The sequence below is a fragment of the Ectobacillus sp. genome (assembly GCF_056992975.1).
The window spans coordinates 1-15,763 of the sequence record NZ_JBXKMX010000003.1 but is presented as its reverse complement, the minus strand read 5'-3'; the positions used below and the strand labels follow the sequence as shown (position 1 = coordinate 15,763).

At 39.0% G+C, this 15,763-nt stretch carries 17 protein-coding genes and 1 other annotated feature; all 17 genes read right to left on the bottom strand.

The window, feature by feature from the left end; all coding sequences use genetic code 11:
- A partial coding sequence (locus tag AC11ZT_RS00125) for a YrrS family protein (protein ID WP_484057669.1) occupies positions 1-479 on the bottom strand: 479 nt, incomplete at its 3' end.
- A gap of 239 nt (positions 480-718) precedes the next feature.
- On the bottom strand, positions 719-1,195 hold the full coding sequence (greA, locus tag AC11ZT_RS00120) for a transcription elongation factor GreA (protein ID WP_379965988.1): 477 nt from the start codon (positions 1,193-1,195) through the stop codon (positions 719-721).
- A gap of 146 nt (positions 1,196-1,341) precedes the next feature.
- A complete protein-coding gene (gene udk, locus AC11ZT_RS00115) occupies positions 1,342-1,980 on the bottom strand; it encodes a uridine kinase (RefSeq protein WP_379965985.1) in 639 nt (212 codons plus the stop codon).
- A gap of 243 nt (positions 1,981-2,223) precedes the next feature.
- Positions 2,224-3,504 (bottom strand): peptidase U32 family protein, encoded by a 1,281-nt coding sequence (locus AC11ZT_RS00110; RefSeq protein WP_484057668.1) that lies wholly within the window; start codon positions 3,502-3,504, stop codon positions 2,224-2,226.
- A gap of 17 nt (positions 3,505-3,521) precedes the next feature.
- Complete coding sequence (locus AC11ZT_RS00105; RefSeq protein ID WP_484057667.1) at positions 3,522-4,451, bottom strand: peptidase U32 family protein; 930 nt, start codon at positions 4,449-4,451, stop codon at positions 3,522-3,524.
- Complete coding sequence (locus AC11ZT_RS00100; RefSeq protein WP_484057666.1) at positions 4,448-5,095, bottom strand: O-methyltransferase; 648 nt, start codon at positions 5,093-5,095, stop codon at positions 4,448-4,450. Before AC11ZT_RS00100 ends, AC11ZT_RS00105 begins: the two co-directional genes overlap by 4 nt.
- Before the next feature lie 247 nt (positions 5,096-5,342).
- Positions 5,343-6,413, bottom strand: coding sequence for an endolytic transglycosylase MltG (gene mltG, locus AC11ZT_RS00095; RefSeq protein WP_484057665.1), 1,071 nt, complete (start codon positions 6,411-6,413; stop codon positions 5,343-5,345).
- Positions 6,414-6,524: 111 nt separating this feature from the next.
- Positions 6,525-6,854 carry a DUF1292 domain-containing protein gene (locus AC11ZT_RS00090; protein WP_484057664.1) on the bottom strand — a complete coding sequence of 110 codons (330 nt, stop codon included), beginning with the start codon at positions 6,852-6,854 and terminating at the stop codon, positions 6,525-6,527.
- A 13-nt stretch (positions 6,855-6,867) separates the two neighbouring features.
- Entirely contained in the window at positions 6,868-7,284 is a 417-nt protein-coding gene (ruvX, locus tag AC11ZT_RS00085; RefSeq protein WP_484057663.1) for a Holliday junction resolvase RuvX, read from the bottom strand.
- A gap of 2 nt (positions 7,285-7,286) precedes the next feature.
- Positions 7,287-7,553 carry an IreB family regulatory phosphoprotein gene (locus tag AC11ZT_RS00080; protein WP_379965964.1) on the bottom strand — a complete coding sequence of 89 codons (267 nt, stop codon included), beginning with the start codon at positions 7,551-7,553 and terminating at the stop codon, positions 7,287-7,289.
- Positions 7,554-7,622: 69 nt separating this feature from the next.
- Positions 7,623-10,262: an alanine--tRNA ligase gene (gene alaS, locus AC11ZT_RS00075; protein WP_484057662.1), complete on the bottom strand. Its 2,640-nt coding sequence runs from the start codon at positions 10,260-10,262 to the stop codon at positions 7,623-7,625.
- Between the two features lie 47 nt (positions 10,263-10,309).
- Positions 10,310-10,512, bottom strand: a binding site (T-box leader).
- Between the two features lie 37 nt (positions 10,513-10,549).
- Complete coding sequence (locus AC11ZT_RS00070; protein WP_484057661.1) at positions 10,550-11,611, bottom strand: AI-2E family transporter; 1,062 nt, start codon at positions 11,609-11,611, stop codon at positions 10,550-10,552.
- A gap of 117 nt (positions 11,612-11,728) precedes the next feature.
- The gene (locus AC11ZT_RS00065; RefSeq protein WP_484057660.1) at positions 11,729-11,857 is read right to left on the bottom strand and encodes a YrzQ family protein; all 129 of its coding nucleotides are present in this window, start codon (positions 11,855-11,857) and stop codon (positions 11,729-11,731) included.
- A gap of 13 nt (positions 11,858-11,870) precedes the next feature.
- The gene (locus tag AC11ZT_RS00060; RefSeq protein WP_379965952.1) at positions 11,871-12,062 is read right to left on the bottom strand and encodes a hypothetical protein; all 192 of its coding nucleotides are present in this window, start codon (positions 12,060-12,062) and stop codon (positions 11,871-11,873) included.
- A 107-nt stretch (positions 12,063-12,169) separates the two neighbouring features.
- Positions 12,170-14,518, bottom strand: coding sequence for an SF1B family DNA helicase RecD2 (gene recD2, locus AC11ZT_RS00055; RefSeq protein ID WP_484057670.1), 2,349 nt, complete (start codon positions 14,516-14,518; stop codon positions 12,170-12,172).
- A 35-nt stretch (positions 14,519-14,553) separates the two neighbouring features.
- Positions 14,554-15,207 (bottom strand): tetratricopeptide repeat protein, encoded by a 654-nt coding sequence (locus tag AC11ZT_RS00050; protein ID WP_484057659.1) that lies wholly within the window; start codon positions 15,205-15,207, stop codon positions 14,554-14,556.
- Between the two features lie 100 nt (positions 15,208-15,307).
- On the bottom strand, positions 15,308-15,763 hold a 456-nt coding region (locus tag AC11ZT_RS00045), incomplete at its 5' end, for an aminomethyltransferase beta-barrel domain-containing protein (protein ID WP_484057658.1).

The following is a 15,763-nucleotide window of genomic DNA, read 5'->3' as shown; positions in this document are numbered from 1 at the left end:
TTTTCTCCATTATTACCAATAAATAAAATGGTTAAATTATCGGTTGGAATTTTCAATGCATAAGAAATCGTTTGAACCATTTCTTTCCAATCTTGAGAAGATGTATCAAACTTTGTCGTATGTGGTTCTGATTGAGAAGTACCTACTGGCTTCCATGATGGATTTGTATAGGCTTCCGTAACCTTTGGATCACTTTGTTGAACAACTACTTTTTTATCTTCAACAGGCTGGGATGTACTACCCGAAGGACTTGCAGCATTGCTTGTAGATGCTGCAGAACTTGTTGCATTTTTTGCATCAGTTGCCACTTTATTTTGATTAACATTATTACTCTTCACCGTTTGTTTCGGAGATGAGAACAGTTGGTATGCGACTGTAACTGCAGCAAAAAAGACGATTCCAATTAGTATGTTCAAAAATAATTTACGACGCTTCTGCTTTCTTTTGTGTAGTCTCGAATCGTCTAGAGTTTGAGTCATACTCTTACCTCCATCCGTGTTGTATTCACATATTTCTTATTGTAGCACCAATTTAGGGAAGGATGAAGAAAATCCTTTTATTTGTATTCTTTTAAACCCCCAGATAACTAAGAAAAGAGGTAAGTAAGCACAAACCTCTTTAGGCCTAAATAAAACCGGATAGACGCTCAAAACCCTCACAGAATAAATTCTGTGAGGGCTAATCATTCTCTTGGTACTGTCAATTTAAATCATTTGGTTTATTTTACAGCTAGAACTTTCATCTTCATTTCTCCGCCTGGTGTAGCTACAATTACTTCATCTCCGACTTGTTTACCAAGTAGGTTCTTTGCAATTGGTGAATCATTTGAAATTTTTCCTTCAAACGGATCTGCTTCTGCACTACCAACAATTGTGTACGTTTCTTCTTCTCCATCTGGCAATTCGATAAATGTAACAGATTTTCCAAGAGAAACAACGTTTGATACTTCTGAGCTTTCTGTAATAATAACCGCATTGCGGATCATATTTTCAATTTGTGTTACGCGTCCTTCTACGAATGCTTGCTCATCTTTCGCTGCATCGTATTCAGAATTTTCAGATAGATCTCCGAAGCTACGCGCAATTTTAATACGTTCTACTACTTCTTTTCTTCTTGTCGTTTTTAAATACTCTAATTCTTGCGCAAGCTTATCTTTACCAGCTTGTGTCATTGGATACGTTTTTTCAGTTGCCATAATGTCCACTCCTTTTTCTATCTACTACCTAATGATGCCATCCATACAAAGACGGCCCCACCCATCACGGGGTGAGGTTATATGTTCCACTGTATTCGGTATGTGCAGGAAAAAAACCTCCTGTTTCGGTGTCTTTTTCTATGCTATTACAAAATTGTTTTTTCTTCAAGAATTGTTCCAATTTTTGTTACCATTATATCAATTGCTACGTGATTTTGCCCGCCCTCTGGAATAATAATATCCGCATAGCGCTTAGATGGTTCAATAAATTGATTATGCATCGGTCTTACAACATTTATATATTGTTCGATTACCGAATCAAGCGTACGGCCACGTTCATTCATGTCACGCTGCATTCTTCGCAAGATTCGAATATCTGCATCCGTGTCTACAAATATTTTGATATCCATCAAATCGCGTAGACGTTTATCTTCTAGAATAAGAATACCTTCCAAAATGATAACGTCCTTTGGTTCTAGATGAATCGTTTCTTTTGAACGTGTATGCAATTTATAATTGTACAATGGCTTTTCAATCGGCTCATATTTTAACAATTGATTTATTTGTTGGATCAACAAATCATTGTCGAATGCAAGAGGATGATCATAATTCGTTTGTAATCGTTCTTCAAACGGGATGTCATCTTGATTTTTGTAATAAAAATCTTGTTCGAGCATTAAAATAGAGTGACCATGAAAATGATCAAAAATCGCTTTTGTTACACTTGTTTTCCCAGAACCTGATCCTCCAGCGATTCCAATCACAATAGGCTTTTGCTTCCCCATCTATACTACCACTCTTTCTTAAAATATACGAACATTCATATAAAAGAACATCTCGGCTTTGTTTTTTAGAGAACTTCCGCCCTCCGTGGCTAAAGCGAGCCGATTTCCGCTTTTCTTTGGTGTCCAGCTTCAATCGGCTAGCTCCTTCCGGTCGGAAAACCTCACCCCATAAAGGCAAAAAGCGCCTTTTTGGGGTGAGAACTTCCGCCCTCCGGAGCTGAACGAGCCGATTTCCGCTTTTAATTATTGATACATTCTTTTTCTCATCATGTCGTATGGGTGTACGAGTTTGTCTACTTTGATTTTTACTATTTCTAGTGGGTGTCTTGCTGCGTCTAGTTCTTCGCCTTCGCTTCCCCATATCGTTTCGACTTGCTGCGTAAAGTTTTCGATTTCTGGTCCGAAGAATTCTACTTCTTGACCAGGTTTAAAGTGGTTTCGTTGTTGAATGGTTGCTATTTTTGTTTCTGCGTCGTAAGCAAGTACTAAGCCAACAAAGTCAAATGTTGTTTTTTTACTATGATCTCCATACATTTGTTGTTGATATCCAGGTACTTCTTCAAAGAAAGCTGAGGCTGTGTCACGGTTTGCACATTTATCAAGCTCTTCTTCCCATTCTTTCTTGAATTCAAAATGATCAGGATCCCCGCAGTAGGTGTCAATTACTTTACGGTATACACTTACAACGGTTGCAATGTAGTGAATGGATTTCATACGGCCTTCAATTTTCAAACTATCAATTCCAGCCTCAATTATTTTCGGAATGGATTGAACTAATGTTAAATCCTTTGGACTCATCGCAAATGACTCGTCCCCTTCTTCAAATAACGCGATTTCATCTGCATTTTTCTCCTGTGAGGTTGTTTGTACTAAATCATAGTTCCATCGGCATGATTGACAGCAACCCCCACGGTTGGAGTCACGTGCCGTCATATGATTGCTAAGCGTACATCTTCCAGAATAGGCTATACACATTGCGCCGTGGATAAACGTTTCTATTTCAATATCCACTTTTTCTTTCATTTCTTTAATTTCTTCATAGCTCGTTTCGCGTGCAAGTACAACGCGATCTAAGCCTTCTTCTTTCCAATACTGCGCAGCCTTCCAGTTCGTGAGTGATTGCTGCGTGCTTAAATGAATTTCTAATGATGGTGCTACTTCCTTACAAGTCTCAATGATAAATGGATCCGCTACGATAATCCCAGCAACTCCCGCGCTCTCAATCGCTTGCAAATATTCTTCTAATCCGTCCATATTTTCATTGTGGGCATATATATTCGTTGTTACATATATTCTTGCTCCGTACTCTTTTGCAAAAGCAACGCCTTCTGCCATTTCTTCTATCGTAAAATTGTCAGCATTTGATCGAAGACCGAACTCTTGCCCGCCGATAAATACGGCATCAGCCCCGTAGCGTACGGCAATCTTAAGCTTCTCTAAGTTGCCTGCAGGTGCTAACAATTCAGGTTTTTTCACTATAATGCGTTTTCCATCAATGATTCGTGAAATTTCCTTACCAGTCATACTTATACCTCCTTTGTTTAGTATACAGTTTCTTTATAGAAAAACCCCGTATCTAACGGACGATTAATGGGCTGAATAGTTTCAATTTCTTTGTAAAGCTGATCCTTCACTTCATCGTATTTATCACGATTATCTACACAAAGATCGATAGCTGTGCGATATTTTTTCGTAACCTCAATTAGATACGCAGAATCTTTCAACACTCCATCAATCTTAAAGGAATCAATTTGTGCATCAATAAGTGTTTCTAGTTCATCAATAATACAAATATCCTTTGGACTCATAATATGTGTGCCATTCTCATCTTCAAATACAGGATATTTGCTATTTCGTTCTGGATCATGGAGAAACATATTCTTTTCGTATTTTTTCTTTTCAATCTCAAGGTTACGTCCTTGATATTCGAAGTAATTTCCAATAAGTGATCTCTTTGACTGGAACATACATGTCATACCATGAACTTGCACTTCAATTTCTACCTTTGCATGCTCCTTTATTTCTTCAATCGCTTCAAAGCTTAATTCACGAGCGAGGACTGCGCGCTTTGCACCTTTACGTCCCCAATAATTGCAAGTGAACCAATTTGTTGCTGTCGTTTCTGTATTCCAGTGTAGTTTCATATCAGGGGCAATTTCCTTCGCTGTCATTAGGACAGCTGGATCACCGAATACAATGGCATCTACACCTGCTTCTTTTAAAAAGGATACGTAGTTTGCCAGCACATCAATGCTTTCGTTATGAAAAATGGCATTCATTGCAACATAAAGTTTTATATGATGTTGATGAGCAAGTTCTACAGCCTTCTTCACATCTGCACGGCAAAATTCTCCTGCAAGTCTAAGGCCAAACTTTTGTTCTCCAACAATCAATGCATCTGCCCCTGCCTTTGCAAGCGGTTCAATATCATGTATGCTCGTTGGTGTGACTAGTAATTCTGGTTTTTTCATTTCCGTTCACCTCTTTTTTTACTAACTGCTACTCCATCACCAATAGGAAAAATAGTAGTATCAAATCCATCATGTGCCATTAACCATTCATTATAGTTCTTTATCTTGTTTACTAAACTACGTAATCGTTTCTTTTCAATATTTTCTTCTACAACAAGGCCATGGAACAGAACATTATCAGTGATAATGACTCCTCCTTCATTTAGAAGAGGTTCATACAGCTCAAAGAAACGTTGGTATTGTCCTTTTGCTGCATCTATAAATATAACGTCAAATGTGCCGTGTTGTTTCACTTGTAAAGATGTTTCAAGCGCGTCCCCAAAAATAAGAGAAATAGTATCTTGTAAGTCAGCTTGATTAATATTTAAAATGGCTTCATCATACCGTTCTTTATCTCTTTCGATTGTCACTACATTCGCATGAACATTTTTCGCCATTCGTATAGCGGAGTATCCAATGGCTGCTCCTATTTCAAGAATAGATGCAGGCTCGATTAAGCGAAGTAACTGTAGCATAAATTCCATTCCAAGCTTATCCATAATCGGAACATGGTGTTCATTTGCGTACTGTTCCATTTGCAAAATAAGCGGATCCTTCTCTTCAATGAAGGAAAGTAAATAGTGTTGTGTTGCATTCGGCTCCATCGTAAAACCTCCTTTCAACGCAAGAACATACTTGAATACAGTAAAAGATACTATAAAAAGAAAGAGTGCTAACGAGTGGTTCAGGAATCTTGCTTCCCCCACCAGAGCACTCCCTGTCAACAAGTTCCGCTCATTTTTATAACTTGTACATTACAAGAAATATCGTAATGTTACAAGCTCTTTTTAACCCGATATATTCTATCATAAAAAGGAAAGAGATGCGACAATTTTACTATGCATTGCTTTTCTATTTTGCAGTAATATACTTCGCCTTTAGCGCATTATGCTCTTCTAGTGTTTTTGCAAAGAACACTTCTCCGTTTGGTGCCGCGAGAAAATAATAGTAATCTGTTTGCGCTGGTTCAAGCACTGCCTGCAATGACGGTTCGCCAGCATTGGAAATCGGTCCAACCGGCAATCCTTTATTCATGTATGTGTTGTATGGTGAAGCCACCTTTAAATCCTGCAGCAAAACCCGTTCTTTATGTTTACCAAGCGCATATAAAACCGTTGGATCTGTTTGCAAAGGCATATTCGTTTTTAAACGATTATAGAATACACTTGCAATTTTTTGCCGATCTGTAGTAGCCGTTGCCTCTTCTTCAATTAAAGAAGCCATCGTTAAAAATTGATGTACATCCAATTGCTTTTGCTTAATCTGATCTTCATGTTTAACCACATAGCTATTCGTTTTATCGAGCATCGGTGCAATAATTTCATCAATTGATTTTGGCTTTTTAAAATACGAGTAGGTTGCCGGATACAAGTATCCTTCCAGCTTATATTTAATTGCGGAATCATTTAGCTTGTCTGTAATAAGCTGAGGATATTTACTATGTAGACGATTTAGCAACGCAGAATCGTTTAGCTGGTTTACGACATCCTCTTTGTTCATAGCAAACTCTTTTGCAATGATATCGGCGATTTCAACTATTTGTGAACCTTCTGGAATCACAACTTTATTTAGAGGTACCTGATACATGGTTCCTCCTGTAATATGGTCTGCAATATTTTTTACGCTCATGGCAGGGCTAAGTAAATATGTTCCGGGCTTCAGTCCTGTTTTATACATAGTCTTTACATAGTACTCGAATACAGTTCCATTCTTCACAATACCACTTTTCTTAAGTAAGTCTCCAATTTCAGCAGTTGATGTTCCTGGTTCAATAGTGACCTTTTGTTTTTCTGCACTTTGTGCATTTGCGGGTTGCAAAGCAGTCATTACGTAAATACATAACGCGGCACTAACGAAGACGATTCCGAGCAGAACAATCACCCAACTCTTTAACTTTCGCTTGGGTTTATTAAATTTCATCATCTTTTGTCTATCCCCCTTGAAGTAACAAACGGCAGAAACCTAACGGAGAAATAATTTTTCTTTCCCCATAGAAAAACGGACTGCTTTCACAGTCCGCTGACTCTAAATGGCTTACTCTTCTTCGTCATCTAGAAAAGCACCGAACACTTCTTGTACTAAATCCCATTCTTCTTCAGATTCAAGTTCAGCTAATATGCCGCCCTCTTCTGATTCATCCGGCTTCACAATGGCTGCATCATAAATGCGGTCACCGTCTTCATCTAACTCTCCAACTGGAGAGAACACGACATACGTTTTCTGTCCAAATTGATCGTGTTCAAAAGTAAAGACGATATCACATAAATGTTCATTGCCGTCTTGGTCTACAATTGTAATTTGATTTTCTTCTACAAGATCAGTATGGTCATGATCGTGATCGTGGTCATGGTTATGTTCTGTCATTACTTATTCACTCCTATTGTTTGCTATCTAAGTACCCTTGCAAAATAACAACGGCTGCAACTTTGTCTATAACTTTTTTACGTTTTTTACGGCTAACATCCGCAGATATAAGCATTTTTTCTGCAGCCATAGTAGAAAGACGCTCATCCCATAACGTACATGGAAGAGTAAGAAATGTATGCAATTTGTCAGCAAAATCCTGACAAGCTTTGCCGCGTTCACCGATTGTGCCATTCATATTCTTTGGCAAGCCAATCACAATTTGTTCAACATTATACTCATTAACTAACTCTTTAATACGTGCAAAGCCAAATTCATTTCGCTCTGCATTAATTTTAATCGTTTCTATTCCTTGGGCTGTCCAGCCCATTTCATCGCTTATTGCGACACCGATTGTTTTTGTTCCTACATCTAACCCCAAAACGCGCATGATTACTCCTCACGGTGATTCTTTAAATAAGATTTCACTAATTCTTCAATCAATTCGTCCCGTTCGAGCTTACGGATGATACTACGTGCATCCTTATGACGAGGTATGTACGCTGGGTCGCCACTTAACAAATAGCCTACAATTTGATTAATTGGATGATATCCTTTTTCTTGAAGTGCATCGTAAACTGTAAACAATACCTCATTTACTTGAACACTTTGTTTTTCATCTTGAACTGTAAATTTCATTGTTTTATCGAATGGGTCCACTGTAAGCACCTCACTTTGCTTGAAATAGGGAGAAGAAATATTTTCTCCCTATCATTGTACACTAATCCATCATGAATTTAAAACAGATTTGACGTACTCCTCTGTATAAGCAAGTGCTTCCATTACCTTGCTTGGGTCTTTACCACCAGCTTGAGCCATATCAGGTCGGCCCCCGCCGCCTCCACCGCAAATAGTTGCTGCACCTTTTACTAGTTTGCCTGCATGGAATGTCTTCACAAGATCCTTTGTAACTCCTGCTAGTAACGTAACTTTACCTTCGTTCACTGCTGCAAGTAAAATAACCGCTGTATCTACCTTCGTTTTCAAATCATCTAACATGGTACGAAGATGGTTCACATCCGTTGCTTGTACTTGACTTGCTAATACATTTATACCTTCTACTACGTGAACCTGCTCTGTAAGATTTCCTGCTTCAATATTACTTAACTTAGCTGCGAGCGATTCGTTTTCTTTATGCAATTGTTTTACTTCAGCATATAAACCATCAACCCGAGTTAAAATGTCCTTCGTGTTCGTTTTCAGTTTTCCTGCCGTTTCTTGCAAGAGCATAACTTGACTGTTCATCAATTCATATGCAAATTTACCTGTTACTGCTTCAATACGGCGCGTACCTGCCCCAATACCAGATTCGGATACAATTTTAAAAATACCGATTGATGCTGTATTGTCAACGTGACAGCCGCCGCATAGTTCTAAAGAAAAATCTCCTACTTGTACAACGCGGACAATCTTTCCATATTTTTCACCGAACAATGCCATAGCGCCCATTGCTTTCGCTTCAGCGATTGGCTTTTCGGAAATATTTACAGCAATGCTTTCCCAGATCTTTTCATTAACAATATGTTCAACTTTTTCTAACTCTTCAGGAGTGACTTGTCCAAAATGAGAGAAGTCAAAACGAAGTCGTTCACTAGTTACGAGTGAACCTGCTTGGTTTACATGTACGCCTAAAACATCCTTTAATGCTTGGTGAAGTAAATGAGTCGCTGTATGGTTTTTAATAATATTGGCACGGTTTGCTTGATCTACAATTGCCGTTACGCTTACGCCATTTCTAAATGATCCTTCTTCTACTATAATTTTATGCAAATGTTGGCCATTTGGTGCTTTTTGAACATCTGTCACCTTAGCTCGATATCCTTCTCCAACTACTTGTCCAAAGTCAGCAATTTGACCACCCATTTCTGCATAAAAAGGTGTTGCGTCGAGCATAATATGCGCTTCTTCTCCCGCTTTTACTACATCTGCATATTCTCCGTTTTGAATAAGGGCAACAATCTTACTCTTTGTTTCTAATTGAGAGAAACCAACGAATTTGCTTTCTACTTTAATATCTCCCAGTACACCGCCTTGGACTTGCATACTGTCCATATCCTGACGTGCTGCTCTTGCACGCTCACGTTGTTTTTCCATCTGAGCTTCAAAGCCAGCATGATCGACTATTAAGTTCTCATCTTCTGCATATTCTTCCGTTAGTTCGATTGGAAAACCGTATGTATCGTACAATCGGAATGCATCTTCACCGCTAATCGTTCCTGTTCCTTGTTTCTTCGCTTTTTCAATCACATCTGTTAGAATCGCTTCTCCTTCATGTAACGTTTCGTGGAAGCGTTCCTCTTCATTTTTAATCACACGTTGAATAAATGCAGTTTTTTCCAATACTTCCGGATAAAAATCGTTCATTACTTCGCCCACTACTGGAACAAGTTCATACATAAACGGACGATTGATATTTAACTTCTTCGCATATCGTACTGCACGGCGCAATAAACGACGTAATACATAGCCTCTGCCTTCATTAGATGGAAGCGCCCCATCTCCTACTGCAAAAGTTACTGTACGTATATGGTCAGCGATTACTTTAAATGCAGTATCTTTCTCTTTATCCGTACGATATTTTTCACCTGAAATTACTTCTGTTGCTTCAATAATCGGAATAAATAAATCTGTATCAAAGTTTGTTGGAACGTTTTGTACAACAGAAGCCATACGTTCTAATCCCATACCTGTATCAATGTTTTTCTTTGGTAGTGGTGTATATGTACCATCAGGGTTATGGTTAAATTGGGAAAATACAAGATTCCATATTTCTAAATAACGCTCATTTTCTCCACCAGGATACATTTCTGGATCGCTTGGGTCATTGCCATAAGCTTCGCCGCGATCGTAGAAAATTTCTGTATTTGGTCCACTTGGTCCTTCTCCAATATCCCAAAAATTATGTTCAAGACGAATGATTCGTTCTTTTGGAATTCCCATTTCTTCATTCCAAATGCGAAATGCTTCCTCATCTTCTGGATGAATCGTAACCGAAAGTTTATCTTTATCAAAACCAATCCATTTACTGCTCGTTAAGAATTCCCAAGCCCATGCAATTGCTTCTTCTTTAAAATAGTCACCTACTGAAAAGTTACCTAGCATTTCAAAAAACGTATGGTGGCGTGCTGTTTTCCCAACGTTTTCAATATCATTGGTACGAATAGATTTTTGTGCGTTCGTAATGCGCGGATTTTGCGGAACAACCCGTCCATCAAAATATTTTTTCAGCGTTGCAACACCGCTATTAATCCACAATAACGTTGGATCATCATGTGGTACGAGCGAAGCGCTCGGTTCTATGCTATGCCCTTTTTCTTTAAAAAAGTCTAAAAACATTTGGCGAATTTGTGCTGCCTTCAGTGTCTTCATTGTAAATCCTCCTTTATTTTTGACAAACAAAAAACCCCCGTCCCCATAGCAGGGACGAGAGTATACTCGCGTTACCACCCTGATTATGAACCGTAGCTCATCACCTCAAGTTGCCATAACGTGGCAGGACGGCAGGGATTAGCTGCTTTTTAGGATTAGCCTTCTATCACCCTTGTTTAGAGTCCTCTCAGCCGCGGGACATCCTCTCTGAAAAATAGTAGTGACATACTCGATCCGTCATCAAATTTACATATATAACGAATTATAACGTGATAGTAAAAACATTGTCAACGCCTTGCTAAGAATGATTTTGAATGTAAAATGATAGAACGTACAATAGCTAATATTGGAACAGCAAGAAGAAGTCCTGCAATTCCTCCTATTTCTCCCCCTACAAGAAGAGAGAACATAATTATAACAGGATGCATATGAAGAGATTTGCCAACAATGTATGGGGATAAGATATTACTCTCTACAAATTGCAGTACAGCAAGTGTAATTGCTGCTTTTATGACCATTTGAGTAGAAATCGTCATAGCGATTCCAATCGTTGGAATGGCGCCAAGAATCGGGCCAAAGTAAGGAATAATATCAGTTAATCCAATTATAATACCAAGCAAGAGCGGGTATTTCATTCCAATAATCCAGAAAGCAATCGCTGAAACACCCGCTAGTACGGCACATACAAATAGCTGACCCCGAATGTAATTTCCCAGTGTTTGATCCATATCCGCAGCTAGCTTTTGTCCTTCCTTTCTCCATTTCAAAGGAACAAGTTTCCAAAAGATATGATATATTTCTCCGTAATCCTTTAATAGGTAAAAGACAACAAATGGAACAAGGAAGATAATCAACATGGAATCCAAAATCGTTCTAGCTGTACTCATTATACGATTTAACAAAGATTGCACTTTTTCTTCTATACTAATAAATACTTGTCTAAGTTTTTCATGCACAAATTCTGGATAATTCTCTGTTTTTTCTTCAACATGATCGCTCCAACTTTCGTACATGACCATAAACTTTGGAAAATTATTATTCATATCCTGAAGCTGAGCAATGGCGATTGGCGTGCCTTTATATACCCCATATCCAACCCCTCCAAAAAATAATAGATAGATAAGTAAAATAGCCAACGTCCTTGGAACCCCGTGTTTATTTAATTTTTCTACAAGTGGGTGCAGCAAATATGCGATAAAAAAAGCAGCTAGGAACGGGATAAGTATGAGCTTCAACACGTCTAGCATCGGCTTCCACATCGGCTTTAATTTCCAAAAAACGAGTAAACATAAAAAGAAGAGGAGCAAAAGTGCCAACCGATAAATCCAAATGATTTTTATTTGTTTCAATACACATCCCTCCCTTATGTAGTGTGAGAAGAGTGAGGAACGTTTATACGTAATCTGGTAAAAAAAAGAGAGGACCTAATAGGGAAATATATAGCCCCCTTTGGTCATCTCTACTTTTTAAAAATACGACTTAACTAATTTTTTAGCCTTCTTCATATTCTGTACGGACATCACATTATTTTTTCGTACATAATGATAAGCTGCCGCACCTAAACCAAATGCCATAATTGAGTTTCTTATATTCAAGACACAACACCCCTTACATGCTGATTTTCCGTTCATCCTCATGAAATAAATCATCAAGAGAGCTAAGTGACCCATCTTCTTCCACTTGATGAGTATAAATCATGCCTTTCGTAATAGAAAGCTCAATGAAACAGCTCCAGCAGTAGTATTGGTTTACACCAATTTTCCCAATATCTTTTCCTTTGCAGTTTGGACATACTAACAAGGCAGTCCACTCCTTTGCCTTTTTCTATTCTCTCAGTATGTCCAAACAAGCCCTTATTAAACGTAGGTAGAACGAGTTTCTTTCTACCTACTTATAGTGTGTCTTCTCTACATAAAATCATAAGGCGAAATATTTTCCACATCATCGCTATCCGCCTCTAAGTCAATATGTAAAGGATTAGACTCCTCTTGCTTATCTTCTCCTTGATCACCAAATCGTTCTTGCAGTTTCTCACAAAGCGATGTTTGCCGCACGGAATCATCAGTACGGTGTATACCGGAATGAAACGCATCCTGTTCTCCGCAAAGGATAAGAAATTTCTTACTTCGTGTAATCGCTGTATAAATTAAATTGCGTCTTAGCATACGATAATAGCTTTTCACGACGGGTAAAATAACAATAGGAAATTCGCTTCCTTGCGATTTATGAATCGAGCAACAATATGCATGCGTAATTTGATTAAAGTCCCCTTTTGTATAGGTGACTTCAATTCCATCGAATGAAATAACCAGCATATCTTGCTGTTCCACATTTTCCTTTGCATAAAAAATCGCAACAATTTCACCAATATCACCATTAAACACTTGGCTCTCAGGCTGATTGACTAGCTGGAGGACCTTGTCACCAACTCGGTATGTTACTTCACCGAACTGCATTTCCTTCCTTTTTTCCCTGGGTGGGTTAAATACTTCTTGCAGCGCTAAATTAAGTGCATTTATACCAGCAGGACCGCGGTACATAGGAGCGAGAACTTGAATATCCCGAGCCGTAAATCCCTTTGCCTGTGCACTTTCACACACTTTCTTCACAACCTCTACAACCTGTGGCCCTGCGCACGCAATAAAGGAACGATCAACCTTTTGGACCGTTATATCAGCAGGCACTTCATTGTTCTTAATACTGTGAGCCAGCTGAATCACAGATGATCCCTCTGCTTGGCGGTAGATTTCAGTTAAACGAACCGTAGGAATTCGTTCACTTTGTAGCAGATCCTTTAGTACTTGTCCCGGTCCTACGGAAGGTAATTGATCTTCATCGCCTACGATAATGACTTGAATCGTAGACGGAAGAGATTTAAACAACTGATTTGCTAGCCAAATGTCGACCATAGAAAATTCATCAATAATCAGAAGCTTTCCCTGGATAGGATCGTTTTCATCCCTTCCGAAGGAGCCTTCCGGTGTCCAGCCGAGTAGACGATGAATGGTACCTGCGGGTAAACCGGTAGACTCACTCATACGTTTACTGGCACGCCCTGTTGGAGCTGTTAATAAAATAGGAAATGGATTGTCCTCTGTATATTCCTTTGGATTTAGCGAAATACCTTGTAAGGATGCATACATTTCTACTATCCCGCGGATAACGGTTGTCTTCCCCGTACCAGGTCCCCCCGTTAAAATCATGACAGGCTTTGATAGTGCGGTTTGAATCGCTTCCTTCTGCTTTGGTGCATATTGAACAGCTAATTTATCTTCGATTGTCCCAAGTGATAATAAAAACTCTGACTCTGGAAAGCTCTCTTTTTCATCTTGATGAAGAATGCGGTGCATGGAGGTAACCAGGCCTTTTTCGGCAAAATATAAGGAAGCAAGATACACACGTTCTTCCTCTATAACGATTTTTTCCTCCGTTTGAAGAGAGGATAGACATTCATTAATATGCACGGGTTGTATCGTGTCCTCACGATGATTCAGTAATTCAAGCGATTGATCGACTAGCTGCTTGTTCGTCATAAATATATGTCCTTCTTGTAGCGACACATTTTCTAATGTAAATAAACAGCCTGCCCGTATACGGTCCGGATGATTTCCCGAAATACCGAACGCCTTTCCAATTTCATCGGCACGCGCAAATCCAATACCATCGACATCTTCAATTAGCTGGTACGGCTTATTACGAATCACTTCGAGCGTCTGCTCTTTATATGTTTGATAAATTTTAATGCTTAGCTTTGTTCCAAATCCGTAACCACTTAAGAAACTCATCACTTTTTCTAGACCTTGATGCTGGGTAATGGTCGCGTATACATCTTGCGCCTTATCTTTGCTTATAATTCCATCAAGAGCAGCAGGGTCGTCCATAATTTTCGAAATAGCATGCTCCCCTAGCTTCTCCACAATCCGCTCTGCCGTTCGTTTTCCAATTCCTTTAAATAAGTCGCTTGATAGATACTGGACGATTCCGCTTTTCGTTTGCGGTAATTCTTTCTTAAAGGTTTCAGTATGATATTGCATACCGTATCGTGGATGTTCTTTAAACGTTCCAGTAAGTGTGAAAATTTCTTCTTCATGCATGCGTGGAAAGTGGCCGGTAACGATTACTTCTTTGTCGTCATAAGCTTCATTTGTTTCTATCACTCTCATTCGAACGACAGAATACAAATTCTCCTCATTATGAAAAATCGTAACAAGCACTTGAGCCTTAAGGAACCTTTGCTCTTCTTCAAATAAATCCATTGAGTTTTGCACGAGGCGTCACCTCCCTTTCCACCTTACTGGTTTTTCTCAACCATTCGTATACCATTACCAGCAAGAAGATGATCAGGCTGAATAACTACTGCCTTCTTAAAACATTGCAAAGCCTCATCTTTTTCATCCAAAAACGCATACACAACCCCTAAGTTATAATAGGCATCTGCATGCGTAGGATCCATTTGTAACACCTTTTCAAATAAAGGCTTCGCTTCTTTAATGTGGTCCATACGAGCTAAACATAATCCATATTGAAAGGTTGCTTCTACATCTGTTTCATTGAGTTCAATTGCCCGTTGTAAAAACGGCAGTGCTAACATATCATTTCCTAATTGAATGTGGGTAAATCCAAGCATACTGAATACATCATTTGTTTGGATATTACATGAAACCGCCTTTTCAAACATACGTTTTGCCGCTTCAAATTTTTCTACTTCATAATAAATCGTACCAAGACCATAATAAGCAGTTCCAAGCTTATCGTCTAATTCTAATGCCTTCTTATAAAAAGCAACAGCACGGTCGCGTTCGCCTATTGCGTCTAATAAATTTCCGAAATTTACATATCCAATTGGATTAGATGGATCTTCTTCAATTACTTCATTTAACAGCCTTGCAGCTTCCTCCCAATTTCCTTCCTGCATGTACGCAATACCTTCATCAAGCTTTGCCATCCGATACACCTCTGCTCTAAAATTTTATTCCTTTAACCATTCTTCATACATCTATCATAAAAGAAACCTCGGTCTCATTAAAGCCCGAGGTTTCATAAATTCAAGATAAGTACGTTAATTTTTTCCCATTTCGGAACACTTCATCAATTGTTCCTCCGCCAAGACAAACATCACCATCATAAAAGACCACTGCTTGTCCTGGTGTTATAGCCCGGACTTTTTCATCACAAGTGATGTGAACCTTGCCATCTTCCAGTATCGTAACTGTTATCTTATTATCCGGTTGTCGATAGCGGAATTTGGCTGTGCATGTGAACTGCTGAGCCTTCGGCTTTCCGCTCGTCCAACTAATATCTGTCGCCAGAACTTCATCCCCGTACAACAATTCATTATGAAAGCCTTGGACTACATACAATAGATTTTTCTCTAAATTTTTTCCGGCTACAAACCAAGGATCGCCGTCCCCACCGATTCCTAGGCCGTGCCGCTGCCCGATTGTATAATACATTAAACCATCGTGCTTTCCTTTCACTTCGCCAGAAAACGTAACCATATC

Bases quoted from the DNA above. Each gene is read 5' to 3' on its own strand.
- AC11ZT_RS00090 (WP_484057664.1), bottom strand. From the start codon at position 6,854: ATGACAGAACATAACCATGACCACGATCACGATCATGACCATACTGAT.
- AC11ZT_RS00105 (WP_484057667.1), bottom strand. From the start codon at position 4,451: ATGAAAAAACCAGAATTACTAGTCACACCAACGAGCATACATGATATT.
- recD2 (WP_484057670.1), bottom strand. From the start codon at position 14,518: ATGGATTTATTTGAAGAAGAGCAAAGGTTCCTTAAGGCTCAAGTGCTT.
- ruvX (WP_484057663.1), bottom strand. From the start codon at position 7,284: ATGCGCGTTTTGGGGTTAGATGTAGGAACAAAAACAATCGGTGTCGCA.
- udk (WP_379965985.1), bottom strand. From the start codon at position 1,980: ATGGGGAAGCAAAAGCCTATTGTGATTGGAATCGCTGGAGGATCAGGT.
- alaS (WP_484057662.1), bottom strand. From the start codon at position 10,262: ATGAAGACACTGAAGGCAGCACAAATTCGCCAAATGTTTTTAGACTTT.
- AC11ZT_RS00050 (WP_484057659.1), bottom strand. From the start codon at position 15,207: ATGGCAAAGCTTGATGAAGGTATTGCGTACATGCAGGAAGGAAATTGG.
- mltG (WP_484057665.1), bottom strand. From the start codon at position 6,413: ATGATGAAATTTAATAAACCCAAGCGAAAGTTAAAGAGTTGGGTGATT.
- AC11ZT_RS00100 (WP_484057666.1), bottom strand. From the start codon at position 5,095: ATGGAGCCGAATGCAACACAACACTATTTACTTTCCTTCATTGAAGAG.
- AC11ZT_RS00110 (WP_484057668.1), bottom strand. From the start codon at position 3,504: ATGACTGGTAAGGAAATTTCACGAATCATTGATGGAAAACGCATTATA.
- greA (WP_379965988.1), bottom strand. From the start codon at position 1,195: ATGGCAACTGAAAAAACGTATCCAATGACACAAGCTGGTAAAGATAAG.